This window comes from Nocardioides sp. LHG3406-4 (genome assembly GCF_049897745.1).
In the GTDB taxonomy this organism is placed as follows: domain Bacteria; phylum Actinomycetota; class Actinomycetes; order Propionibacteriales; family Nocardioidaceae; genus Nocardioides.
This window is the reverse complement of sequence record NZ_JAFCWV010000005.1, coordinates 345,857-369,401: the sequence shown is the minus strand read 5'-3', so window position 1 is coordinate 369,401 and position 23,545 is coordinate 345,857. Positions and strand designations below refer to the sequence as shown.

General features: G+C 70.6%; 26 protein-coding genes, 1 tRNA gene and 1 other RNA gene. 16 read left to right on the top strand and 12 right to left on the bottom strand.

Translation table 11 applies throughout. The annotated features are described in order from the left end of the window. The first annotated feature begins 32 nt into the window (after window positions 1–32). The 6 genes from ACP7BP_RS18575 to ACP7BP_RS18550 all read left to right on the top strand — a co-directional run bounded on the left by ACP7BP_RS18575 (window position 33) and on the right by ACP7BP_RS18550 (window position 6,086). A complete protein-coding gene (locus ACP7BP_RS18575; RefSeq protein ID WP_426246748.1) occupies window positions 33–1,643 on the top strand; it encodes an AMP-binding protein in 1,611 nt (536 codons plus the stop codon). 45 nt (window positions 1,644–1,688) lie between these two features. Beyond that, the gene (locus ACP7BP_RS18570; protein ID WP_426246746.1) at window positions 1,689–2,153 is read left to right on the top strand and encodes a peroxiredoxin; all 465 of its coding nucleotides are present in this window, start codon (window positions 1,689–1,691) and stop codon (window positions 2,151–2,153) included. A gap of 206 nt (window positions 2,154–2,359) precedes the next feature. Next, window positions 2,360–2,434, top strand: a tRNA-Val gene (locus ACP7BP_RS18565). Between the two features lie 193 nt (window positions 2,435–2,627). Then, the gene (locus tag ACP7BP_RS18560) at window positions 2,628–4,181 is read left to right on the top strand and encodes an AMP-binding protein (RefSeq protein WP_426246745.1); all 1,554 of its coding nucleotides are present in this window, start codon (window positions 2,628–2,630) and stop codon (window positions 4,179–4,181) included. Window positions 4,182–4,190: 9 nt separating this feature from the next. Further along, window positions 4,191–5,309 carry a Nif3-like dinuclear metal center hexameric protein gene (locus ACP7BP_RS18555; RefSeq protein ID WP_426246744.1) on the top strand — a complete coding sequence of 373 codons (1,119 nt, stop codon included), beginning with the start codon at window positions 4,191–4,193 and terminating at the stop codon, window positions 5,307–5,309. A gap of 33 nt (window positions 5,310–5,342) precedes the next feature. Then, window positions 5,343–6,086, top strand: coding sequence for a zinc ribbon domain-containing protein (locus tag ACP7BP_RS18550; protein WP_426246770.1), 744 nt, complete (start codon window positions 5,343–5,345; stop codon window positions 6,084–6,086). On the opposite strand, the gene yaaA is transcribed toward ACP7BP_RS18550, so the two are convergent. Continuing rightward, entirely contained in the window at window positions 6,083–6,853 is a 771-nt protein-coding gene (yaaA, locus tag ACP7BP_RS18545; protein WP_426246742.1) for a peroxide stress protein YaaA, read from the bottom strand. The genes ACP7BP_RS18550 and yaaA overlap by 4 nt on opposite strands. A gap of 60 nt (window positions 6,854–6,913) precedes the next feature. Here yaaA and ACP7BP_RS18540 point away from each other — a divergent pair, with 60 nt between their 5' ends. The 4 genes from ACP7BP_RS18540 to ACP7BP_RS18525 all read left to right on the top strand — a co-directional run bounded on the left by ACP7BP_RS18540 (window position 6,914) and on the right by ACP7BP_RS18525 (window position 10,654). Then, complete coding sequence (locus ACP7BP_RS18540; protein ID WP_426246741.1) at window positions 6,914–8,362, top strand: RNB domain-containing ribonuclease; 1,449 nt, start codon at window positions 6,914–6,916, stop codon at window positions 8,360–8,362. Between the two features lie 70 nt (window positions 8,363–8,432). Beyond that, a complete protein-coding gene (locus tag ACP7BP_RS18535; protein WP_426246739.1) occupies window positions 8,433–9,317 on the top strand; it encodes an endonuclease domain-containing protein in 885 nt (294 codons plus the stop codon). A gap of 135 nt (window positions 9,318–9,452) precedes the next feature. Further along, on the top strand, window positions 9,453–10,064 hold the full coding sequence (locus ACP7BP_RS18530; protein WP_426246737.1) for a ClpP family protease: 612 nt from the start codon (window positions 9,453–9,455) through the stop codon (window positions 10,062–10,064). Then, a complete protein-coding gene (locus ACP7BP_RS18525; RefSeq protein WP_426246735.1) occupies window positions 10,061–10,654 on the top strand; it encodes a ClpP family protease in 594 nt (197 codons plus the stop codon). The genes ACP7BP_RS18530 and ACP7BP_RS18525 overlap by 4 nt, the downstream gene beginning before the upstream one ends. Window positions 10,655–10,670: 16 nt before the next feature. Here the strand turns inward: ACP7BP_RS18525 and ACP7BP_RS18520 are convergent, their stop codons facing one another. Further along, window positions 10,671–11,003: a helix-turn-helix domain-containing protein gene (locus ACP7BP_RS18520; protein WP_426246734.1), complete on the bottom strand. Its 333-nt coding sequence runs from the start codon at window positions 11,001–11,003 to the stop codon at window positions 10,671–10,673. Between the two features lie 113 nt (window positions 11,004–11,116). Further along, window positions 11,117–12,028 (bottom strand): MerR family transcriptional regulator, encoded by a 912-nt coding sequence (locus tag ACP7BP_RS18515; protein WP_426246733.1) that lies wholly within the window; start codon window positions 12,026–12,028, stop codon window positions 11,117–11,119. Window positions 12,029–12,349: 321 nt separating this feature from the next. On the opposite strand from ACP7BP_RS18515, the gene ACP7BP_RS18510 reads away from it, so the two are divergent. From ACP7BP_RS18510 to ACP7BP_RS18500, 3 genes are all read left to right on the top strand, one after another. Beyond that, window positions 12,350–12,727, top strand: coding sequence for a sigma factor-like helix-turn-helix DNA-binding protein (locus tag ACP7BP_RS18510; RefSeq protein ID WP_426246732.1), 378 nt, complete (start codon window positions 12,350–12,352; stop codon window positions 12,725–12,727). Window positions 12,728–12,848: 121 nt separating this feature from the next. Beyond that, the gene (locus tag ACP7BP_RS18505; protein WP_426246731.1) at window positions 12,849–13,538 is read left to right on the top strand and encodes an ANTAR domain-containing protein; all 690 of its coding nucleotides are present in this window, start codon (window positions 12,849–12,851) and stop codon (window positions 13,536–13,538) included. Window positions 13,539–13,668: 130 nt separating this feature from the next. Further along, window positions 13,669–14,241, top strand: coding sequence for a VOC family protein (locus ACP7BP_RS18500; RefSeq protein ID WP_426246730.1), 573 nt, complete (start codon window positions 13,669–13,671; stop codon window positions 14,239–14,241). An 89-nt stretch (window positions 14,242–14,330) separates the two neighbouring features. Here the strand turns inward: ACP7BP_RS18500 and rnpB are convergent. After that, window positions 14,331–14,719, bottom strand: an RNA gene (gene rnpB, locus ACP7BP_RS18495) — RNase P RNA component class A. Between the two features lie 120 nt (window positions 14,720–14,839). On the opposite strand from rnpB, the gene ACP7BP_RS18490 reads away from it, so the two are divergent. Continuing rightward, entirely contained in the window at window positions 14,840–16,318 is a 1,479-nt protein-coding gene (locus ACP7BP_RS18490) for a S8 family peptidase (protein WP_426246728.1), read from the top strand. 170 nt (window positions 16,319–16,488) lie between these two features. Here ACP7BP_RS18490 and map read toward each other — a convergent pair whose 3' ends face one another. Further along, window positions 16,489–17,337 carry a type I methionyl aminopeptidase gene (gene map / locus ACP7BP_RS18485; protein ID WP_426246727.1) on the bottom strand — a complete coding sequence of 283 codons (849 nt, stop codon included), beginning with the start codon at window positions 17,335–17,337 and terminating at the stop codon, window positions 16,489–16,491. 24 nt (window positions 17,338–17,361) lie between these two features. Between map and ACP7BP_RS18480 the strand changes: the two genes are divergently transcribed. Further along, window positions 17,362–17,559, top strand: coding sequence for a hypothetical protein (locus tag ACP7BP_RS18480; RefSeq protein ID WP_426246725.1), 198 nt, complete (start codon window positions 17,362–17,364; stop codon window positions 17,557–17,559). 3 nt (window positions 17,560–17,562) lie between these two features. Here the strand turns inward: ACP7BP_RS18480 and ACP7BP_RS18475 are convergent, their stop codons facing one another. Next, entirely contained in the window at window positions 17,563–18,102 is a 540-nt protein-coding gene (locus ACP7BP_RS18475) for a hypothetical protein (RefSeq protein ID WP_426246724.1), read from the bottom strand. A gap of 64 nt (window positions 18,103–18,166) precedes the next feature. Here ACP7BP_RS18475 and ACP7BP_RS18470 point away from each other — a divergent pair, with 64 nt between their 5' ends. After that, the gene (locus ACP7BP_RS18470; protein WP_426246723.1) at window positions 18,167–18,451 is read left to right on the top strand and encodes a hypothetical protein; all 285 of its coding nucleotides are present in this window, start codon (window positions 18,167–18,169) and stop codon (window positions 18,449–18,451) included. 43 nt (window positions 18,452–18,494) lie between these two features. Here the strand turns inward: ACP7BP_RS18470 and ACP7BP_RS18465 are convergent, their stop codons facing one another. From ACP7BP_RS18465 to ACP7BP_RS18440, 6 genes are all read right to left on the bottom strand, one after another. Further along, complete coding sequence (locus ACP7BP_RS18465; protein ID WP_426246722.1) at window positions 18,495–19,268, bottom strand: hypothetical protein; 774 nt, start codon at window positions 19,266–19,268, stop codon at window positions 18,495–18,497. Between the two features lie 34 nt (window positions 19,269–19,302). Beyond that, a complete protein-coding gene (gene panB, locus ACP7BP_RS18460) occupies window positions 19,303–20,178 on the bottom strand; it encodes a 3-methyl-2-oxobutanoate hydroxymethyltransferase (protein WP_426246720.1) in 876 nt (291 codons plus the stop codon). A 96-nt stretch (window positions 20,179–20,274) separates the two neighbouring features. Further along, the gene (locus ACP7BP_RS18455) at window positions 20,275–20,793 is read right to left on the bottom strand and encodes a hypothetical protein (RefSeq protein ID WP_426246718.1); all 519 of its coding nucleotides are present in this window, start codon (window positions 20,791–20,793) and stop codon (window positions 20,275–20,277) included. Window positions 20,794–20,803: 10 nt separating this feature from the next. Then, window positions 20,804–22,636 (bottom strand): alpha/beta hydrolase, encoded by a 1,833-nt coding sequence (locus ACP7BP_RS18450; RefSeq protein ID WP_426246716.1) that lies wholly within the window; start codon window positions 22,634–22,636, stop codon window positions 20,804–20,806. Then, window positions 22,633–22,971 (bottom strand): hypothetical protein, encoded by a 339-nt coding sequence (locus tag ACP7BP_RS18445; protein ID WP_426246715.1) that lies wholly within the window; start codon window positions 22,969–22,971, stop codon window positions 22,633–22,635. Before ACP7BP_RS18445 ends, ACP7BP_RS18450 begins: the two co-directional genes overlap by 4 nt. Beyond that, entirely contained in the window at window positions 22,968–23,477 is a 510-nt protein-coding gene (locus tag ACP7BP_RS18440; RefSeq protein WP_426246713.1) for a hypothetical protein, read from the bottom strand. Before ACP7BP_RS18440 ends, ACP7BP_RS18445 begins: the two co-directional genes overlap by 4 nt. Window positions 23,478–23,545 lie beyond the last annotated feature (68 nt).

Below are 23,545 nucleotides of genomic sequence, written 5' to 3'. Positions count from 1 at the left end.
GGAGCGCCGGTCAGCCGGGTACGACTCTCACCATGAAGAGGCTCATGGGCCGCGCGGCCTCGGCGGCGGTCAGCGTGAAGGTGCTGACCGAAGCGGGAGTGGTGCGCCCGTACCCGCCGGGCGCTCTCGTCGGGATCCTGCGAGCCGTGAGCAGGTGGGGCACCGGTCCTGCCGGTGGCTTCACCGCGCTGGCCGCCCGATCGCCCGACCGCGTCGGGCTGGTCGACGAGCTGGGTCCCCTCACGTTCGGCGACCTGCACCGCCGCAGCAACGCTCTCGCCCACGCGCTGGCCGAGCGCGGCATCGGCCCCGGAGACTCCGTGGCCGTGATGTGCCGCAACCACCGTGGTTTCGTCGACGCCACGGTCGCGGTCGCGAAGCTCGGTGCCGACCTCCTCTTCCTCAACACCGCCTTCGCCGGACCTCAGCTCGTCGACGTGCTCGACCGCGAGCAGCCCGGCGTGATCATCCACGACGAGGAGTTCACCGGGTTGCTGGCCGCGGTCGAGGACGCCGACCGCGTGGTGGCCTGGACCGACGAGCCCGCAGAGGGCACGACGACCCTCGAGTCCCTCGTCGCGACGTACCCCGTCACCGATCTGGCTCCTCCGTCGCGACACGCCCGGATCGTCATCCTGACCTCGGGCACGACCGGCACCCCGAAGGGGGCCCCACGCAACGAGGCGGGCCTCGACGCCGCCGTGGCCCTGCTCTCGCGGATCCCGATGCGCCACGGGTGGCGCACCCACATCGCCGCGCCGCTGTTCCACACCTGGGGCCTCGCGCACCTTCTCCTGGCCATGCTGCTCGGCTCCACAGTCGTGCTGCGCCGCACCTTCGACCCCGAGGAGGCGCTCCGCGTCGTGCGCGACAAGCGGTGTGAGTCGCTCGTCGTCGTCCCGGTGATGCTCCAGCGGATCCTGGCCCTGCCCGCCGCGACTCTCGACGAGCTCGACGAGACGTCGCTGCGCGTCGTCGCGGCGTCGGGGTCGGCGCTCCCGGGGGACCTGGCCCTGGCGTGGATGGACCGGTTCGGCGACAACCTCTACAACACCTACGGGTCCACCGAGGTGGCCTACGCAAGCGTGGCCGGCCCCGAGGACCTCCGGGAGGCTCCCTCGTCGGCCGGTCGCCCGCCGTACAGCACGATCGTCAAGGTGTACGACGAGCACGGCGAGGAGGTCACCGAAGGCGAGGCCGGCCGGATCTTCGTGGGGAACTCGCTGCTCTTCGAGGGCTACACCGGCGGCGGAGGCAAGGACATGATCGACGGGTTGATGTCGACCGGCGACGTGGGTCGCATCGGGCCCGACGGCCGGCTCTACGTCGAGGGTCGCGACGACGACATGATCGTCAGCGGCGGCGAGAACGTCTTCCCCCAGGAGGTCGAGGACTGCCTGGCGCGTCATGAGGCGGTTGTGGACGTGGCGGTGACCGGTGTCGATGACGCCGACTACGGCGCGCGGCTGCGGGCCTTCGTGGTGCTGGCCGGCCCGGACGCCGCCTCCGAGGCCGACCTCGAGGACTGGGTCGAGGACCACCTCGCGCGCTACAAGGTGCCGCGAGAGATCGTCTTCCTCGACGAGCTGCCGCGCAACGCGACCGGCAAGGTCATCAAGCGCGAGCTGGTCGAGCAGGGCTGAGCCGCCATCGGGCCGCCCGGACCCGAGTGGGAGAATGAAGCCACCATGAATGGACTCTCCCTGGGCGGGCCGGCGCCCGACTTCACCCTGCGCGACCAGTTCGGAGCCGACGTCACCCTGTCGGACTTCCGCGGGCGTAAGGCGGTCGTCATCTTCTTCTACCCCTACGCCTTCTCCGGCGTGTGCACCGGCGAGATGGCCGGGATCCGCGACCGGCTCGCGCAGTTCATGACCTTCGACACGGAGGTGCTCGGCATCTCCTGCGACCCGGTCTACGCGCTGCGCGCCTTCGCCGACTCCGACGGGCTGAACTTCCCGCTGCTCTCCGACTTCTGGCCGCACGGTGCGGTCTCCTCGGCGTACGACGTCTTCGACGAGGCCAAGGGCTGCCCGCGCCGGTCGTCGTACGTCATCGACCGGGACGGCAACCTCGCCTGGGCGGTGCACAACGCGATGCCGGAGGGCCGGGACCTCGACGAGCACCTGGCCCAGCTGCAGGCAGTGGTCTAGAGCGCACTCGAGGAAATTCCCAACGATTTCCGGGATTCGGGTGACAAGGGTTGGAACCAGGTCGTAGTCTTCTCCATGTCGAGCCGCTGATGACCCGAGACGTCAGCGGCTCGACTCTTTTCATTTGTGCCTCGTTCACGCTGGGTCCGGTCCCGGAACCAGCCGTGTGGGCCCTTCCGTAGGGCTCCCGTAGGGTGAGCGCTCCGGCGTCGGTAGCTCAGCGGTAGAGCACTCGGTTTACACCCGAGCGGTCGGCGGTTCGAAACCGTCCCGACGCACCACAAGCCCCCGCCCGGGTCCCTCCGGCGGTGAGAGGCCTCTCATCGGCCTCGTCGCGGCCGGCATGACGACGCTGCCCGTCACCGCGACGATCGTGGCGACGCGCCTGACCGGGTCGACCGGGGCTGGACAACCCGCAGGCAACCCGCGGCTCACTAGAGTGATGACGGTCACGACGAGCGTCCAGGAGGCACCGTGATCGTCCCGTTCAGCGTGTCCGACTTCATCGACCGTGCCCAGACCGTGTACGCCGACCGCATCGGTGTCGTGGACGAGCCGGACCAGCCGGCCGCATCCCTCGGGGCCCTGACCTACGCCGAGCTGGCGGCGCTGGCGCGGCGCCAGGCGGCCCGGCTCGACGAGCTCGGCATCCGGCCCGGAGAGCGGGTCGCGGTGGTCTCCCACAACAGCGCTCGACTGCTCACGTCGTTCTTCGCCGTGGCGGGCTCCGGCCGGGTGCTGGTGCCTGTCAACTTCCGGCTCCGGCCCGACGAGGTCGCCTACATCGTCGAGCACTCGGGATCGCGGGTGCTCTATGTCGACCCCGAGCTCGACGAGTCCCTGGCGGACGTCGGAGCAGAGCACCGGTTCGTGCTCGGCGACGACGACAGCCTCTATGCGGCCGAGGGCGTGGACCCCGCGACGTGGGAGCCCGACGAGAACGCCACGGCGTGCATCAACTACACCTCGGGCACCACCGCGCGTCCCAAGGGCGTGCAGATCACCCACCGCAACATCTGGGTCAATGCCGTCACCTTCGCGATGCATGCCGCCGTCACCGACCGCGACGTCTACCTCCACACCCTGCCGATGTTCCATGCCAACGGGTGGGGGATGCCGTTCGCGATGACCGGCCTGGGCGTGCCGCAGATCGTGCTGCGCAAGGTCGACGGAGCCGAGATCCTGCGCCGCGTCGAGGAGCACGGGGTGACGGTGATGTGTGCCGCACCGGCCGTCGCCGCCGCCGTACTGGATGCCGCCCAGGACTGGGAGGGCGAGATCCCCGGTCGCGGCCGGGTGCGCATCATCATGGCTGGCGCGCCGCCGCCGACGAAGACCGTGGTGCGGGTCGAGGAGGAGCTCGGCTGGGAGTTCATCCAGATCTACGGGCTGACGGAGACCTCACCCCTCCTGACCTTCAACCGCACGCGCGCCGAGTGGGACGACCTCGGCACCGAGCAGCGGGCCGAGCGGCTGGTGCGCGCCGGCGGCCCGGCCCTGGGGGTGACGCTGGCGGTCTCCGAGCCCGACGCCGACGGCGAGGGTGGCGGTGAGGTGCTGGCGCGTTCCAACGTCGTGCTGGAGGGCTACTGGGACCAGCCGGAGGAGACGGAGGCCGCGCTGGCCGGCGGCTGGTTCCACACGGGTGACGGCGGCGTCATCGGTGCGGACGGCTACCTCACGATCACCGACCGCAAGAAGGACGTCATCATCACCGGCGGCGAGAACGTCTCCTCGATCGAGGTCGAGGACGTGCTCTTCTCGCACCCGGCGGTCGCCGAGGTGGCCGTGATCGGGGTGCCCAGCGACAAGTGGGGCGAGACGATCATGGCCCTGGTCGTGCTGTCGGAGGGTGAGATGGCCACCGAGGCCGAGCTCATCGCCTGGTGCAAGGAGAACGCGGCCGGCTACAAGGCACCCACGGTCGTCGAGTTCCGCGACGAGCTCGCCCGCACCGCCACCGGCAAGCTCCAGAAGTTCAAGCTGCGGGCGCCCTACTGGGAAGGACGCGACCGGCAGGTCAACTAGCATCCAGCCATGCCGGCCCTCGCAGACGTCGTCGCCCTGGTCCACGGCTGGTATCCACCCGCGGTCGCAGCCGACTGGGACCGGGTCGGCCTCGCGGTCGGCGACCCGGCCGCAGACGTACGTCGCATCGTGCTTGCCGTCGACCCGGTGCACGCGGTCGTGCGCGAGGCGATCGGGGACGGCGCCGACCTGCTGATCACCCACCACCCGCTGCTGCTGCGCGGGGTGTCCAGCGTGGCGGCCACGACGCCGAAGGGTCGGGTCGTGCACGACCTGATCAGGGCGGGCTGCGGGCTGCTGACCGCCCACACCAACGCGGACGCGCCGGCCGGCGGCGTCTCGGAGTCGCTGGCCCTGGCCCTGGGGCTGACCGACCTCCGCCCGCTCGTGCCCGGTCCCACGGAGCGCCTGGCCAAGCTCACGACGTACGTCCCGGCCGGCGACGCCGAGGCCGTCCGGGCGGCTCTTTCCGCGGCCGGGACCGGCGCGATCGGCGACTACGACTCCTGCTCGTTCAGCTCCACGGGGGAGGGGCGGTTCCGTCCCCTGCGCGGCGCGCGACCGGCGATCGGCGAAGTGGGCTCGTTCGAGGTCGTCGACGAGGTGCGCATCGAGACGGTGCTGCCGATCTCGCGACACTCCGCCGTCGTGTCCGCCCTGATGGGGGCACACCCCTACGAGACGCCGGCCTACGACGTCGTGGAGGTGGCCGTCGAGGCGGCCGCCGACTCCGGCGCGGGTCGGGTCGGGCGCATCGAGCCCACCACGCTCGCCGCCTTCGCCGCAACGGTGGCGAAGGCACTGCCCCGGACCGCCCACGGCGTGCGGGTCTCCGGAGGTCGCGGCGACCGGATCGAGACGGTTGCCGTCCTCGGTGGAGCCGGCGACGGCCACCTCGACGACGCACGTGGCGAGGGGGTCGACGCCTACGTCACCAGCGACCTGCGCCACCACCCGGCGTCGGAGTTCCGCGAGCACGCGGGGCCTGCCCTGGTCGACATCTCCCACTGGGCCGCGGAGTGGACCTGGCTCCCGGTGCTCCGGGCGCAGCTGGCGCAGTCACTGGGGGATACGGTGGAGGTCATCGTGAGCACGACGTGCACCGATCCCTGGGACTTCCGGGCCTGACCCGTCAGTCCTCACACAATCTAGGAGCCGACGCTGAAAGCCGACCCGTTCGCCCAACTCAAGCTGCTCGACGTCCAGGAGCTCGACTCCCGTGCCGATCTGCTGCGCCACCAGAAGGCATCGCTGCCGGAGCTGGCCGAGATCGACTCGCTGACCCAGAGCCACACGGAGCTGCTCGACCAGCAGCGGGACGCGCAGATCGTGGTCGACGACCTGGTCGCCGAGCAGGCGAAGGCGGACGCCGACGTCGAGCAGGTGAAGACGCGGCGCACGCGCGACCGGGAGCGGATGGACCAGGGGCTCATCACCAACCCCAAGGACCTCTCGCGCATGCAGCAGGAGCTCGTCTCGCTCGAACGCCGCATCGCGTCGCTCGAGGACACCGAGATCGAGATCATGGAGAGGCTCGAGGCGGCGCAGGCGGCCCTCGACATGCTCACCTCCCAGCTGGCTGGCACCGATGCCCGGCTCGCCGACGTCGTGGCCCACCGCGACGAGAAGACGGCTGGCATCGAGCGCGACCTGGCCGCCATCGAGGCCGAGCGCCTCCCGCTGGTCGCCGACCTGCCGGCCGACCTGCTCGCGCTCTACGACAAGCTGCGCGCCAGCAAGAACGGCGTCGGTGCGGCCCACCTTCGGGCGCGTCAGTGCAGCGGCTGCATGCTCACGCTCGACAACGCCGAGCTCGGGGTGATCAAGGCCTCCCCGAGCGACGAGGTCATCCGCTGCGAGGAGTGCCAGCGCATCCTGGTGCGCACCAGCGAGTCCGGTCTCTAGAGGTCGCTGACCACGACGTCGAGCCGAGTGCCCGTGCGCTCCGCGGTGGCCTCGACGTGCCAGCCGAGGTCGCCCAGCACACGGGCCAGGGCGGCGGGCGTGGCCGGGTTGCGCCCGTCCTCCAGGAGCGCGCGCACGATGCGGCCCTTCGTGGCCTTGTTGAAGTGGCTGACCACGCTCCGCCGGCCGCCGCTCTCGTGCAGCACCCTGACGGTCGACGTCCGCCGCACGAGCTCGGCGGGCGGCCGCCAGAACGCGGCGTACGTGGAGGACCGGAGGTCGACGAGCAACCCGGTGCCGAGTGCGTCGAGGACTGCCGGGCCGAGTTCCTCGCGCCACACGCCGGCAACGGATCCGACCCCGGGGAGGCTCACGTCCCCGGAGAGCCGGTAGGCGGGGATCCGGTCGCCCGGGCGCACCAGTCCGAAGAGCGACGACACGACGGCCACCCGGCTGGTCGCGCGGCGGCGGGCTGCGGGGGAGAGGTCGGCGAACGACAGGGCGTCGTACAGAACTCCGGTGTAGACGGCGTCGGCCCGGGCAGTGGGCGCCGTCCGCACCCGGGCGTTGAGACCGACCAGGTCGGCCTGGGTGCTGCCGATGCCGAGCACCTCCGCCGCGTCGGGTCGCGCACTGAGCTCCTCCAGCGCCGCGAGGACACGCTCTCGTGCACCGGTGAGTCGGGGGGAGCCGAGTGAGGACAGGTCGAGCGGCTTGCCGCGCCGGGGCGCGTACTTGCCTTCGCTGGGAGGCAGCAGGATCAGCACGCGCGCAAGAGTAGGGGTAGGCGGCAGTCCTGCAGGCAGGCGGTGGCTAGGGTGCTGCGCATGCCGAGCAACCGCGTGCTGAGCGTCCGGTCGACCGACGACGGGGTCGCCGCCCAGGAGATGCGTGACGGCATCGCCGCCATCCGGGCGGAGATGAAGCTCCCGGCGGAGTTCCCGCCGGAGGTGGAGAAGGCGGCTGCCGAGGCTGCCGCCAACCCGCGGCTCCCCGAGCTCGACCGCACCGACATCGAGCTCGTCACGATCGACCCTCCCACCTCGATGGACCTCGACCAGGCGCTCCACATCGAACGCGACGGCGACGGGTACGTCGTCCACTACGCCATCGCCGACCTGGCCGCGTTCGTCACGCCCGGCGATGCGGTCGACGTCGAGGCCAACCGCCGGGGACAGACCCTCTACGGTGCCGACTCGAAGATCCCGTTGCACCCGAAGGTCATCTCGGAGGGCGCCGGCTCCCTGCTGCCCGACCAGGTGCGGCCCGCGCTGCTGTGGACCATCAAGGTCGACAGCGTCGGCGAGGGCACCGACGTCCAGGTCGAGCGGGCGCTGGTGAGGTCGCGGGCGAAGCTCGACTACGCGAGCGTGCAGGCACAGCTCGACGATGGCACCGCCGCGGAGGTGTTCACCCTCCTCCGCGAGGTCGGCGAGCTGCGGTTGGCACGCGAGGCCGCCCGCGGCGGCGTCTCGCTCCCGCTGCCCGAGCAGGAGATCCTCATCGAGGGCGAGCAGTGGCGGCTGGAGTTCCGCCAGCTGCTGCCCGTCGAGAACTGGAACGCGCAGATCTCGCTGCTCACCGGCTTCGCGGCGGCCTCACTGATGGTCTACGCCCGCGTCGGCCTGCTGCGCACCCTGCCGCCCGTCGATCCGCGCGACCTCGCCCGCCTGCACCGCACGGCGCGGGCGCTCCGCATCGAGTGGCCGGCCGAGCAGCCCTACCCGGACTTCATCCGCTCGCTCGACCCCGGTAACTCCTCGCACGCCGCGATGATCGTGGCCTGTACGCGCCTGCTCCGAGGCAGCGGGTACGTCGGCTTCGACGGCGCGCTGCCCGAGCAGCCGCTGCACGCGGCCCTGGCCTCCGAGTACGCCCACGTGACCGCCCCACTGCGCCGGCTCGTCGACCGGTACGCCGGCGAGATCTGCGTCGCCCTCTGTGCCGGCGACGAGGTGCCGGGCTGGGTGCTCGAGAAGCTCGGCGAGCTGCCGGAGACGATGCGCGAGTCGGGTCGCCGGGCCAACCAGTACGAGAACGCCATCATCAACCTCGCCGAGGCGCACGTGCTCGCCGACCGGGTGGGCGAGACCTTCCCCGGCGTGGTCATCGAGCTCGACGAGAAGGACGACAAGCGTGGCGACGTGACCGTCCAGGACCCCGCCGTCGAGGCACCGGTGACGAGCTCTGCCCGGTTGCCGCTGGGGGAGGACGTGCAGGTCACGCTCGCCAAGGCCGACGTACGCACGAGGTCGGTGGCGTTCACCCTCGGCTGAGCTGACAGGCGGTCCGGCGGGCTGTGGATGAGCGGCCCATGAGCGCGGCGGTATCGATCAGACTTGTGCCATGCAGGCAGCAGAGGCCCTGGTCAGGCTCGGAGGCGTCGCGGAGACCGGCGCCTTGTTGGGGCTGACGACGCCGAGGAGGATCCGCCGCGCGGTGCGCCGCGGAGAGATCCTGCGGCCGGCGCGGGGGCGGTATGTACTGCCCAGCGCGTCGGAGGCGCATCACGCGGCCGCTGCAGTCTCGGGGGTCGTCGCGCTGCGGAGCGCCGCGGCGCACTATGGCTGGAAGACGAAGCAGCCACCACCCGTGCCCGAGGTCATCGTGCCTCGCAACCGGAAGGTCGACCGGGCTCGTCGAGAGTCGTGTCGACTCATGTGGGTCAGCCTCGCCCAGGATCAGGTAGCCGACGGGGTGACGAAGCCGCTGCGTACCGTCATCGACTGCGCGCGGCGGCTGCCCTTCGACGAGGCGCTGGCGATCGGCGACTCGGCGCTGCGGTCCGGCGACGTGACCCGGGCTGACCTCGACGGGATCGACGTGCGCGGTGCCGGTGCTGACGCCGTACGGCGGGTGCTGCGGCGCGCCGACGGGCGAGCAGCGAACCCCTTCGAGTCCGTTCTGAGGGCACTGTGCATCGAGGCCGGGCTCGAGGTAGTGCCGCAGGTCCCCGTCGACCTCGGCACCGGCCGAGTGCGCCCTGACCTGGTCTGCCCTTCGTGTCGGATCGTGCTCGAGGCCGACTCATGGACGCATCACGCGACCCGCCGGGCGCACACACGCGACTGTGCCCGCTACAACCTGCTCGTGCTCCACGACTGGCGGGTGCTCCGGTTCACGTGGGAGCAGGTGATGCTCGACCAGCGCTATGTCCGCTGGGTGCTGGGCGTCGCCGTACGGCGCGTCGGACGAGCCGAAGTGTCCACCGGGTTCCCCGCCTCCGCGTGAGCGGAGGCCGTGGCCGGACTTCTGCACGTTCGACGCGCACCATGGGAGAGTCCCTGACCACCGCGCGGCTCACAGCGGATCCGCCGCCAGCAGCACTACCTCCTCTGCGCGCCCTCTGGGTGTCACCGTGGCGACATGACCGACACCTCGACAACCCGCCTCGACGACGACCTGGCTCGTCGCCTCCTGGACCAACGCACGATCCTGCTCGGGTCCGTGCTCGATGAGACCGTCGGCAACCGGCTGTGCTCGGCGCTGGTGATGCTGGCGACCGACGACCCGAGTGCCGACATCTGGCTGTGGATCAACTCGCCCGGCGGATCGGTGCCAGCCATGCTGGCCATCCGCGACACGATGCGACTGCTCCCCGCCGACGTGTGCACCGTGAACATGGGGATGGCCTACAGCGCCGGCCAGTTCCTGCTCAGCTCCGGCGCGCGCGGGCGCCGGTACTCGCTGCCGCATGCCCGGGTGCTTCTCCACCAGGGGTCGGCGGGGTTCGGAGGCACGGCCGAGGACATCGCCCTGCAGGCCGAGGACCTGCGTCACACACGCGACACGGTGCTTGGCCTCATCGCCGAGGACACCGGTCAGCCGGTGGAGACAGTGGAACGCGACTCGCGTCGGGACCGGATGTTCAATGCCGCCGAGGCGACGGCGTACGGCTTCGTCGACCACGTGGTCGAGTCGCTGGCGGAGATCCGCCCACCCGCGCCGCGATCCCTCGGCCTGGGGGTCCGGGCATGAGCTCCTACACGATCCCCTACGTCACGACCCAGTCCAGCCGGGGCGAGCGCACGACCGACATCTACAGTCGCTTGCTGGCCGACCGGGTCATCTACCTGGGCACCCCGATCGACGACGGCGTGGCCAACGCCGTGATCGCCCAGCTGCTCCACCTCGAGTCCGAGAGCCCGGACTCGGCGATCAACCTCTACATCAACTCCCCGGGCGGCTCGATCCCCGCCATGCTGGCGGTGTACGACGCGATGCAGTTCGTGCGGGCGCCCGTGGAGACCACCTGCGTCGGGCAGGCCGTCGCCACGGCAGCAGTGCTGCTGGCGGGCGGCGCACCCGGACGGCGCCAGATCCTGCGGCACGGCCGCGTGGTGCTGCACCAGCCGGCGGCCGAGGGACGGGGCACGATCCCCGACCTGATCCTGGAGGCCGAGGAGGTGGAACGGGTCCGGTCGCTGCTGGAGGAGCTGCTCGCCCAGCACACCGGTCGCACGCCGGCGCAGGTGCGCGAGGACACCGACCGCGACCTGGTCATGACGGCCGAGGCCGCGTTGGCCTACGGCATCGTCGACGCGGTGCTGGACCAGCGGGGCGCCTGAGCGGCTCCGGTCGACCTCAGGCCGCGAGGCACATCGTGCCGTCGTACCCACCCGTCACGTGGCTGCGCCCGAGCGACCGGACCGCGCGGGAGGCGACGTCCACCGTGCGCAGACCGAGGGCACCGGACACCGCGGCGAGGATCTCCGAGGACGGGTCCTTGAGGCCACGCTCGAGCTCGGACAGGTACTGCGGCGAGACGCCGGCCCGCTCGGCCACGTCGATCAGACGCAGCTGCGCCGCCGACCTCGCCTCGCGGAGGACTCGTCCCACCTGCTCGCGCCACAGCGGCTCGGGGCGGGTCCTGGCCGGATCACCGGACGGCTCGGGGAACGAGATGACTTCTCCCATGCGTCCACGCTAGCCGCCGCACCGGCACCGATCCTGCTCGTTCTGCTCACAGCGGAACCGAGATCGTGTGCTCGGGTGCCCGAGAGGCCAAGCCGAGGGATCGACCATCGAGGTCAGGAGCGACTGGCTCTCGTTGCATGCGTCAGCTCGTCGAGCTCCTCGGCCGCTGTCGCGATGTTCGGTGCCAGCTCGCGGACGCCCGGAGAGAGACCCGCTCCCGCGGCACCCCCGACGCAGACCGCGGGTGACAGCTCATGGGTCGCAAGCTGTTCGGCGACCGTCACGGCCGCCGGGCGGTCCGCGGGAGTGACGACGGCGAGTACCGCTGCTCGAGCTTCGTGGCTCCGCACCGCTGTCTCCCAGCTGCGCACGGGGACGTTGGCTCCGAGGTAGAGGACGTTTAGGCCCCTCCGGCGTACGGCGGTGGCGAAGGCCAGTGCCCCGAGCTCGTGCTGGCTGCCCGCCGGCAAGCCGACCACGACAGCGGGGCCGCGGGACCTGCTGCCGGCCGCATCGAACGCCGCTGAGAGTCGCCGGTGGACGGCGTGGCTCGCCGCGTGCTCTCCTGCGATGTCGATCTCGCCTCGTGACCAGCCCTCGCCGAGAGCCTCCAGGGTGGGAAAGAGCCACGTGTCGACGACGTGCTCGAACGATCCGAGGGCGAAGCCTCCATCGAGGCTCTCCTCGATGGAGGCGATGTCCATCTGTGCTGCCGCATCCAGGAAGCGTTGGGTGTAGGTGGCTGCGTTCGGCTGGGTGGGTCCGCTCACGGGCGGGTGTCCAGGGTCCCGGTCCAGCGTGGCTGGAATGGTTCCGCTCCGAACCGCCTGGGCGGCTGCCGCTGGAGACCAGCCGTCGTCCACGAGCCGCCGCATCGTCGAGATGACCGCCAACGACTCCCTGTCGTACACGCGGTAGCCGGCCTCGTTCCGCTGCGGAGCGAAGACGCCGTACCGACGCTCCCACGCCCGCAGGGACGTCTCAGGGACACCGGTGAGCTGGGCGGCCCGCTTGATCGTGTACATGGTTTGTCTAATGTAGTGGACCAAGATACCTTTGGCAAAGGGTAGACACGCCGGTCGCTTGCTCTTACCTTGGACGCCTACCCACAGTGCATGGCCGACTGCTTTGGATCGAAGAGAGGTACCGCGGCGATGGACGCGACACAACTGGGTTCGGGTCCCATGGACTCCTTGTTGCTCAAGGACCAGATAGCTGATGCCCGGAGGCGCAGAGCGGGAACGCCCGGCGCCCTTGCGTCCCACGTGGCCGCTGTCGGCCGACCGGCTGTATCGCGACAGCAGGCCGAAGACCTGTGGAACAGCCACGGGAGGTGGGCCTACGCGATGGCCCTCGCGCTCCTGGGCGACGAGGAGACGGCCATGCGGGCGGTGGCGCTGGCGATGACGGATCTCGCCCGCTCGGACATCAGCACGGCACCGGACGAGGCCCGACGATCGCTGGCGCGTCACGTCTATCGACGCAGCACGGAGCTGGGCGCCGACACGCCCAGCATGCTGCGCCCACTGCCAGCGATGACGTGGCTTGCGCAGCTTGCCCAGCTGCAACGAGCGTGCCTGGCGCTGTGTGTCTTCGGTGGACACAGCTATCAGCAGGCGGCAGACCTGCTCGGCGTCCCAGGCGAGACGGTGGCCCAGATGCTGACGTCCGGCTTGCGAGAGCTCGGTCGCCTGAGCAAAGGACGAGTCGCTACCAGCGGCTGAGCAGCCCGGTCAGGCCGTTGCCGGCCGCTCACGCCGACGAACCGTCACCAGGTCCGATCCCCGATCGGGCATCCAGTACTGGCCACGCACCCCAGCGATTCCCGACGTATCAGGAGGCCCAGTGAGCGCCACGTGGGACGAAGCCGAGTCGAGAGCCCTGCCCGCGCCCCGGACCCGCGTCGGCCGGTTCTCCTTCGACACCGGCGCGGGCGTCTGGGAGTGGGACGACGAGGTGTACCGGATCCTGGGCCTGCAGCCCCGGTCGATCACACCCGCGACCGAGTACATGGTGTCGTCCAAGGACCCTGAAGATCGTGCGCGTGTCGCCGACATCCTGGTCCGAGCACGCAGTGCCGGGAAGCCGACGAGTGTCTCCTACTGCCTGGCCGCAGCGGACGGCGTCGAACGCAGGGTCCTCATCGTGTGCGAGGCCGCGGCCTGCGCGGAATCAGCCTCAGGCCCCGCGATCAACGGCCACTACATCGACCTGACCGCCGACTTCCGCCGCGACAGCGAGAAGGTCGCTCGCCAAGCGGTCATGGACTCAGCACAGCACCGGGCCACCATCGAGCGGGCCATCGGCGCCCTCATGGTCGGCTACAGCCTGAACGCCGACCAGGCATTCGACACGCTCCGCTGGTGGTCGCAGAACAAGAACGTGAAGCTCCGTGAGCTGGCCGGGCGCTTGATCGAGGCGGCGAGCACAGGCGCGACGAGCGATGTCCGTACGCGCAAGAGCTTCGACGTGCTGCTCCATGACGTATCCATGCATCGACCTCCGCGGGGTGGCGACGCGCTGCCTGGGAGCTGAAGCGTCCGCGTGGTGCAACGCATGGGCTGGCCTGCGTGGACCACCAGGTGCGCGTTGCCACCGGTGAGGCTGCCGACGGTCTCGTGACCGAAGCGGGGCAGCGGACCGGTCGGCGTCCTAGGCTGAGGGCGTGTACTTCGAGAACGTCGTCTTAGACGCCACTGATCCGCAGACCACCGGCCGGGCCTGGGAGGCCGAGCTCGGCACCGAGACGCTGACCGACGAGGAGGCCGGGTTCGAGACGCGCCTCTCGGTGCCCGGCGGGCCCGAGCTCGACCTCTGCTTCCAGCGGGTGCCGGACGAGCCGACCGAGCGACCTCGACTCCGCCTCGACGTCCGGGCTGGGGAGCTCGCGGCGCTGCGGCTCGAGTCTGCCGACCCGCCCCGGGACCTGGCCTTCTGGCAGTGGCTGACCGCCTGGGAGCCGGTCGCGGGCAGCGAGGTGCCCGGTCTCCAGCACCCGTCCGGCCGCGGGCCGCTGCTCGCGCTGGTGCCGGAGGAGGAGCCCAAGCCGGAGGGCAAGAACCGGACCCACCTCGACCTCCGGCTGGAGTCCGGCGACGATGCCGATGCGGTCGCGGCCGGGATCGCTGACCGGGGCGGGCGCGAGCTCCACTTCGGGTGGGGAGACTTGCCCTGGCGCCACTTCGCCGACCCGTCCGGCAACGAGTTCTGCGTGCTGGCCGCGCGGAAGGGCTCGTAGTCAGGGGCCTCCACGGACGGGCATGCAGAAAAGTCACTGCCACAGAAGAGTGGTGTGATGCACGTTCTCGCAGGTCAGCTGGGGTGTAACGAATGGGCTGGCCTGTAGGCCGGGTTCTGTACGACGCCCGTAGGCGCTGTGGCGACCATCCATCTACGACGACCGTTGCCGGCCGCCTCAAGCGATCTACCCGTGTGCTCGGGCGGGCCGCCCTCGAGCGCACACGCGCCCCCGCCGTGGCGGGAGCTTCTTGATCTTGCTCCAGGTGGGGTTTGCCTAGCCGTCCCGGTCGCCCGGGACGCTGGTGGTCTCTTGCACCGCCGTTTCACCCTTACCGCTCCCGGGGGAGCGGCGGTCTGTTTTCTGTGGCACTGTCCCGCGGGTTGCCCCGGGTGGGTGTTACCCACCACCTTGCCCTGTGGAGCCCGGACCTTCCTCGGTCTCCCCGTGAGGAGAACGCGGTCGCCCGGCCAGCCCATTCGCGTGCTCATGCTAGCCGTTGACGAGAAGGCCCGCGGATGCTGGAGTGATCTCACTGCCGCGACGTCTCCTCCGAGGTCCGGACAGCTCGGGATGTCACGACCACTAGGAGCACCAGATGACCCACGTTCGTACCCGCGCCCTGACGGGCGCGACCCTCGCCGTGTCGTTCGCAGCGGCCCTGACGCTGACCGGTGGCGCCCTGGCGTCGCCCGCCCGTGAGTCCGCCTCGACGCCCGTTCCCATCCTCACCCCCGACGGGCAGGTGAGCGCGTACGTCGTCAACGCCCGGCACGAGACCCCCGGCCAGACCCGCAAGGTCGAGCGTGCGGTGGAGCGTGCCGGGGGAGTGGTCGTGCAGTCCTGGCCGCAGATCGGGGTGGTCATCGCCCACTCCGACCGGGCCGCCTTCCGGGTCGACGTGGTGCGCAAGGGCGGGTACGCCGTCGACACGGTCGGTGCCACCCGAACGGTGGCCGTGAGCGAGGGCACCCCAGACGCCCGCCGGGGCGGCACGGTGAAGGACGAGTTCGCCAACACGCCCCAGGCCGACGTCGTACCCGACCCGCGCGAGGGCGAGCAGTGGGACATGCAGATGATCAAGGCCGACCAGGCCCACCAGGTCAGCGACGGTTCCCGTGACGTCGTCGTCGGCGTGCTCGACAGCGGCATCGACGCCGACCACCCCGACCTCGCGCCCAACATCGACGTCGCGGACTCGGTGAACTGCACCGACGCCGGCCGCCCGGACACCTCGGCGACCGGCTGGCAGCCGACGACCAGCGACCACGGCACCCATGTCGCCGGCACCATCGCGGCCGCGCGCAACGGTGTCGGCATCGTCGGGGTCGCCCCGGGCGTGCGGATGGCCTCGGTGAAGGTGGTCAACGACGCCGGCTTCATCTACCCGGAGTACGCCGTCTGCGGCTTCGTCTGGGCGGGGATGCACCGCATGGACGTCACCAACAACAGCTACTACGTCGACCCGTTCATGTACTACTGCTCGGACCAGCCCGACCAGGCCGCGGCCAAGGAGGCGGTCGACCGCGCTGTGCAGTGGTCGACGAGGCAGGGCACGGTGCACGCCGCAGCGGCCGGCAATGCCGCGACCGACCTGTCGAACAACACCACCGACACCACCAGCCCCGACGACAGCACGCCGATCAACCGCACGATCAACAACGGGTGCGAGGACATCCCGGCCGAGCTCGACGGCGTCGTGACCGTGTCGTCGTTCGCTCAGGTCGGCACCACCCTCGACAGTCAGCTGTCCTCGTTCTCCAACCGCGGCCTCGGCAAGATCGACGTCGCGGCTCCGGGCTCGCGGATCCTGTCGACGGTCGTGGAAGGCAACGGCTACGGACTCAAGAGCGGCACGTCGATGGCCTCGCCCCACGTGGCCGGCGTCCTCGCCCTGATGAGGTCGGCGCACCCGCGCTGGAGCCCGCGCACGATGCTGGCCATGCTGCGTGCCCAGGCCGACGACAAGGCGTGCTCCGCACCCCAAGGCAACGTCGGGCCGGCCTGCGTGGGCAACCTCGGCGACAACAGCTACGCCGGGCAGGGCATGGTCGACGCGCTCGACGCGATCCAGTGACGCTCGCTGGCTGAGGGTGAGCAGCGAGCCTCGGGACCGAGGGAGACCGCCTTGGCTTCGAGGCTCGTCGCTGGCGCTCCTCGCACCTCAGCCGGCGTCGGTCGCTGGCGCTCCTCGCACCTCAGCCGGCATCGGTGGTTGGCGCTCCTCGCACCTCGGCCGGCGGCGGGTCAGGGGTTCGTCAGGACCTCGGCGCCGGTCGGCGTCACCAGCAGGGTGTGCTCGAACTGCGCGCTGCGCTTGAGGTCCCTGGTGACGACGGTCCAGTCGTCGTCCCACATCGTCCACTCGTGGGTGCCGAGGTTGAGCATCGGCTCGATGGTGAACGTCATCCCGACCTCGATGACGTCGTCGTACTGCGGGGCGTCGTAGTGGGGGATGACCAGACCCGAGTGGAACGCGGTGCCGATGCCGTGCCCGGTGAAGTCGCGCACCACGCCGTACCCGAACCGGCGGGCGTAGGACTCGATGACCCGGCCGATGACGTTGATGCGGCGCCCCGGCTTGACGGCCGCGATGCCGCGCTGGAGTGCCTCTCGGGTGCGCTCGACGAGCAGCCGGGACTCCTCGTCGACCGAGCCTGCGAGGAACGTCGCGTTGGTGTCCCCGTGCACGCCGCCGATGAACGCGGTGATGTCGATGTTGACGATGTCGCCGTCCTCGACGACGCGTGCGTCGGGGATCCCGTGACAGATGACCTCGTTGACGCTGGTGCACAAGGACTTGGGGAACCGCTTGTAACCCAGCGTCGAAGGGTAGGCGCCGTGGTCGCAGAGGAACTCGTGGCCGATCCGATCGAGCTCGTCGGTGGTGACGCCGGGGACGATCGATGCACCTACGAGCTCCCGTGCCTGGGCGGCCAGGCGGCAGGCGACCCGCATCCTCTCGATGGTCTCGGCGTCCTTGACCTCGCTGCCGGTGAAGCGCTCCGGCGCCGGCTGGTCGACGTACTCGGGCCGCGGGATGTGATCGGGCACCGGGCGACGCGCGGAGATGACGGCAGGGGCTACAGCACTCACGGGGGCGAGTGTAGTTTCACGCACATGAGCGACTCGGACACGGAGTACTGGTTCTGCCTCACCCACCACACCGTCGAAGGCCGGGACGGATGCCGCAACGCCGAGCGGCTAGGTCCCTACGCCAGCGCCGCCGAGGCCTCGCGGGCCCTCGAGAAGGTCGAGGAGCGCAACGAGGAGTGGGACAACGACCCGAAGTGGAGCGACGAGCAGGCCGAGGACTGAGCGCTACTTCTTGCCCTTCCGCTTCTTGCCCGGCAGCATCTCGGCGCCCTGCTGAGCCTGCTTGAGCGCCCGCAGCACCGCCTTGTGCACCGTCTTGGACAGCTCCTTGGTGACCGCGTTCGAGCTGACCTGGGCGGCCACCCGAGCGGCGACGTCGGCGGCGACCTTCTCGGCGGCCGCCTGCGCCATCTTGACGGTCGCCTCGGCCGTGGCGACCGCAGCGGCGAGCTGAGCCGCGGCCGTGTGAGAAGACACCGGCTCCGGGGTTCCGTCGGGGGCGGTGGCCGCCGGGGTGGACATCGCCGGTGGGGCCACCGTCGGGTTTGCGGCGGGCGCCTTCTGCGCAGCGGTCGCCTTCTTCGAGGCGCTCGTCTTCTTCGAGGCGGTCACCTTCTGGACGGAAGACTTCTTCGCCGGCGCCTTCGTGGCGGACGTCTTCGCGGCGGTGGTCTTCTTGCTCGTCGCCTTCTTCGCGGGAGACTTCTTGGCTGCGGTCTTCTTGGCGGGGGTCTTCTTGGCAGGAGTGCTGGACGTGTCGCTCATGCCGTCACCCTGCCATGACGTCGCAGTCCGGCATAGGGCCGCGCGTCGCGGCTAGGTTGACCCCGTGGCCCCCGGACGTCAGCAGCACAACCCGCACGCGACCCCCGTGTGGCCGTTCGTCGGCATGATCGGCATGGCCGCGGCCTTCTTCCTGTACGCCGCGAGCGGGCTCGTGGCGCCGTGGTGGGCCGTGACGCTCCTGATGGCGCTGTGGTGCGTGCTCTTCGTCGTGGCCACCCGCTGGTGGACGCCACACCCGCAGCGCGTGACGGCCTTGCCGGTCTTCGCCGTCGTCGTGTGGTTCGTCGTGCTCGTCGCCGGCGCGCGCTGGCTCGGCTGGTCTGCCTGAGCCCTTGCTGGTGCGGTCCTGTCCGGACGCCCTCCCAGCCCGCCTACTTCACCAGGTAGGCGACCAGCAGCGCGAGCGGCACGAGCGGGATGGCGGAGGCGCCGATCAGCCCGACGATCAGGCCGGCCTTCGCGTCCGCAGGCAAGGTGGCGTACCAGCCTGGGTACATCCCGGCTCGCTTGAGCACGTCGACCGCGACGCCGCGCAGCTGGCGAGAGGAGCTCGAGAAGTCGACCTGCCGTCTCCAGTCGCCGTCAGCGCCGACTCCCCACCGGATGCGGCGCTCGAACCCGATCTTGGACCCGGAGAACATCCGCGTCGACCCGGTGAGCCGACCGACCCCGGCAGTCAGGTCGAGGTCCTGCTCCCAGTCGCGCACGACGGCCAGCCCGTCGCCGTTCGGCACGATGTCGAGCCCGCGCACCACCTTGACCTTGTTCACGCCCGCGAAGTCCAGGAACGTCGCGTCGGCCAGGTCGGCATGGATGCGGATCCGCTCGGGCGATGCGTGCACGACGTACGGCGTCCCCTCGAACTGCCGCGACAGCTCGTCGGCGACCTGGGTCAGCGTCCAGGTCGCGCCGTCAGGAGGGGGAGCGCCCTCGGTGGCACTCGCCGGAGCGAGGACACCCGAGCCCTGCCGTTGCTCGCGACGGGCCCGCGGCAGCAACGCCGCCGGCACGAGGCCCACGACGACGAAGATGGCTGCGCCTCCCCACAGTGCGAGCTCCCCGGACTGCCACGCACCGATGGCGAGTCCGATGCCGACCGCGCAGAACACGACGGCGAGGAGTGCCATGAGCGACCACGACTTCATGCCGCCATCCCATCACGCTCGCCGGGGGAGGCGGTCAGAACGAGTGCTCCGGGCCCGGGAACGTGCCACCGCGGACGTCGTAGGCGTAGGCCCGGGCCGCGTCGAGCAGGACGCCGTGCACGTCGGCGTACTGCTTCACGAACGTCGCCATCCGTCCGGTGCGCAACCCGAAGGCGTCCTGCCAGACGAGCACCTGGCCGTCGCAGTCGGGCCCTGCGCCGATGCCGATGGTCGGGATGTCCAGGTCCTTCGAGACCTGCGCGGCGACGTCGGCGGGCACCATCTCCATGACGACGGCGAAGGCGCCGGCCTCTTGTACGGCGCGCGCGTCGGCGAGGATGCGGTCGGCCGTCTCGCCACGGCCCTGCACGCGGTAGCCGCCCAGCGTGTGCTCGCTCTGGGGCGTGAAGCCGATGTGGGCCATCACCGGGATGCCGCCCCGGGTGCACCTCTCGATCACCGGCGCCATCTCGGCACCGCCCTCGAGCTTGACGCAGTGCGCGCCGGCCTCCTTCATGAAGCGCACGGCCGTGAGGTAGCCCTGCTCCGGCGAGGCCTGGTAGGAGCCGAACGGAAGGTCGCCCACGACCAGCGCGCGCCTGACCGACCGGGCCACGGCGCGGGTGAGCGGCAGCAGCTCGTCGACCGTGACCGGTAGGGAGGTCTCGTTGCCGAAGACGTTGTTGGAGGCGCTGTCGCCCACCAGGAGCACCTCGATGCCGGCCTCGTCGAACGTGGCAGCGGTGTACATGTCGTAGGCGGTGAGCATCGTGAACTTCTCCCCGCGCTCCTTCATCTCCCGCAGGTGATGGGTGCGCACCCGCCTCACTGGCTTGGCGGGGGAGGATCCCTTCTGCTCAGGCCCTGTGCCGTACGGCGCGGCGACCTCGCCTGTCTGCTGCTCGCTCATGGCGACTCTCCTGACGTCATCTCGCAGCCTCCTGGCGAGGTCCACGGACCCTCTTCAGGCTAGTCCGGGGGAGGACCGGTGGCGCTGTGGCGCCGGTCACTTCACGTAGGTGGTGTAGTCCTCGGGGGGCGAGTCCTCGGCGAAGTCGTCGCGCGAGGAGAGGCCGTCGTCGGAGACGAAGACGACGTCGAGCCGCGAGACCGACTCCACCTCGCTGTGGAGGGTCCGCGCGACCTTGACCAGGACGCCGTCCTTGCGACCGGTCACGTCGTCGCCCTCGGGGTCGCGCTCGACCTTCAGGCCGTGCTCCTCGAAGACGCTCGCCACTGCCGTGAAGATCTCCTCGGCTGACCCTCTCGGTGCCTCGATCACTCCCTGGGCGTTGTACTTCCACACCCCGAAGCTGCCGCCAGGCTCGTAGAAGTCGGCTTCGAGCCCCTTCACCTCGCCCCCGTGCACGGCTGTCCGCAGCTCGGGCAGCAGCTCGCGGGCCAGCGCGTCCATCGTCTTCTTGAACGCCTCGGCGTCGTTCTCGCCACCCGGCTCCGAGCCCTGACCGAACGAACAACCGGAAACCAGCAGGGCGACCACCAGGCACAGGGCGACTCGAGTCATGCCGACGACCCTAGAAGATGCGCGTGACGTCGTCCCACCGGTCACCGATCCATTTCTTGCCGTCTTCGTAGGTTTCCTCGACCTCGTCGACCACCGCATCGACCGCGCGGTCGGCCTGGTGCACCACCTCGTCGCGCGCCCAGTCCTTGGCATAGTCGTTGGCCTCCTGAGTGCGGCCGCCGACGATGTCCGGCTCGTCGCCCTGGGCGATCTTGGTGAGGTTGTCGAGACTCTGGCTGTCCTCGGCGAAGTACGACGTGTGGTTAGTGACTCCCTGACCGATGTTCTCCGCGTGGAAGTCGGCACCGGGGTCCACGCCGAACACCTTGGCGCCGAAGTCGGCCTGGGTCGGGTCCTGGCCCATGCCGAGGTCACCGTCGCGCCCGAGCCAGCTGACGAAGTCGTTGTCGGCGGAGCCGGCGTAGACCGAGCCCTCGGGCATGTGCAGGTCGCCGACGCCGTTGACGTCGTCGCCACCCGCGCCGGGGCTCCCGATCAGCGTCAGGGAGTCGGCGTCCAGCCCATCACCGGCGGCGGCGTGCGCCGCAGTCGTGGAGCCGTAGCTGTGCCCGATCACCGAGAGGTGGGACCTGTCGCCTTCGTCGGTGGCACGCAGCCCATCGACGAAGTCGGACAGCGCGTGCCCGCCAGCGATGGCCTTGTCCTCCGTGACCACGCTGCCGATGTCGAGCCCACTGCCGGGGTAGTCCAGGACTCCCTGGGGGTTCCAGTTCGGTGAGTCGTAGCCCATCCAGGCGATGCTCGCCATCGACTCGCCGTTCCTGATCCCCTCGCGGTACAGCGTGTAGGCGTCCCTGCCCTGACCGGCGATCGAGGCGCCGTCGTTCATGATGCCGGGCACGATCACGGCAGTGTTGTCGGCGGTGTCCGGGTCGCCGTAGCTGACCGCCGCTGCCCCGTCACCGTTGAAGGCGGTCGGCTGGAAGACGATCAGGTTCACGTCGACGTCGTCGTGACCCATGGCCGCGGGGATGTTGAGGGCGTCGCGAGCACTCTCGGCGTTCGTCAGGTGCCGACGCTGGTCGTCGGTCAGCTGCTCGCCGTCCTCGCCGATGCCGTTGAGGTAGTCGAGGTCTCGCTGCAGCGACGTACGGTTCGCCTCGTCGCGGTCGCCGGTGGGGATTCCGTTGAGGTTCCCGACCAGGTCGGGGTCGCTGATCTTGAGCGCCTCGCGCTCGGCGTCCGAGAGTCCGTTCCACCAGGCCGTGATGGCCGCGGGCTCGGTGCCGACGTTCTTCAGCTGGTTGATCAGCTCGCCCGTGTCGGGTCGGCCACTGCTGGTGGCTGCGTCCGTCGCCTCCGCCTTGGTGTCGACCGACCGGAGCACGTCGATGAAGCGGTCCTCCGCGGCGGTCACGCGCTCCCAGAAGCCGGTGATCCCGCCGCGCATCGTGGTCGCCCGGCTGCGCAGGGTCTGGGCCTTGGTCTGGAGGGCCGGCACGTCCTCCTCGGTCGAGCTCTCGATCTCGGCGAGCAGGGCGTCGATGTCGTTGTTGAGCTCGATCCGGTCGGCCTCGAGGCCCTCCCGGTCGGCCGTGAGCTGGACGACCTGGTCGACGTAGGTGTCGCAGGCCCCGGTCGCCTTCTCCAGGGCGGCGGTCACGGCGTCGGCGTCCTTGCCGAAGGCGGTCATCGCGTGGTCGGCGGCCTCGGCAGCGTCACCGGTCCAGTCGGCTGGTGCCCCGTGGCTGGTGGTCCAGGTCGCCACGTCGCTCAGGGCCGTCGCCGAGGCTCGGAGGGCGGTGGTGATCGACGAAGCGCCGGCCTTGGCCTCCAGCTCGGCGATCTGCGCGATCTTTGCGGGCACGTCGATCTGCGTCATCGCATCCCCCTCGGCTGGACCGGCAGGGTGTTGCGGTCCTCCCACGACAGCAGCCGCTGCATGGCGTCGACGGTGTCCTTGTCGGAGGTGAGGAACTCGTCGGCGGTGGTGGCGAGGTCGGTGCTGTTCTTGTTGGCCCTCGAACGCAGGCTCTGGATCTCCTTGCCCCAGGTCGCCAGGAACGACGTCGCAACGGGCGCCACCCGCGAGCCCAGCAGGTCCACGGTGCTCTCGGCGCCGGCCAGCGTCTTGCCCGCGCCGTGCAGGTCGTCGCCCTGCTCCTCCCAGTCGGCAGCGGCCTTCCTCAGCTTCTGGTTCCACACCTGGAGCGTCATGAGGCCTCCGCCAGCCGGCTCATCGTCTCGGGCGTCAGGTGCAGCGGATCGGAGACGATCTCCACCGCGACGGCCGAGTCGTGACCGGTCACCTTGACGTCCAGGGAACCCACCCGGGCCAGCAGGGCCGGCTGGTCGGCCGGGGACGGCTGCGGCTGCCAGCCGAGGTCGAGCAGCGCCCGGGCGATCCGGTTGGTGACCGCCTCCGTCTCGCCCTCCTCCAGGTCTGCGATGGCGGCCATCACGACGTACCGCTGGAGCCGCGGGTCGGCCTGGGGCCACCAGAACTGCACGGGCGACTCGAGCGTCCGGTCGATGCGACCCCAGAGGGCCTCGACCACGGCGAGGGCGTGGCGCCGGGTCGCCAGCGCCTGCCCGATCGTGGCGGGTGGCAGGTCGGGTGGAGCGGGATCCACCGGTGGGAGCAGCACGATGTCGACGTCGGGGTGCTTGCGCCGCAGCTCCGCGAAGAACGGGTCGTCGCGCGCAGGATCAGGGGCCGCCATGGGGTGACTATCCCGCGTCCGGGCCGTGCTCAAACCCCTGACGTGCAGCCAGATCGACTCGGTCGCTC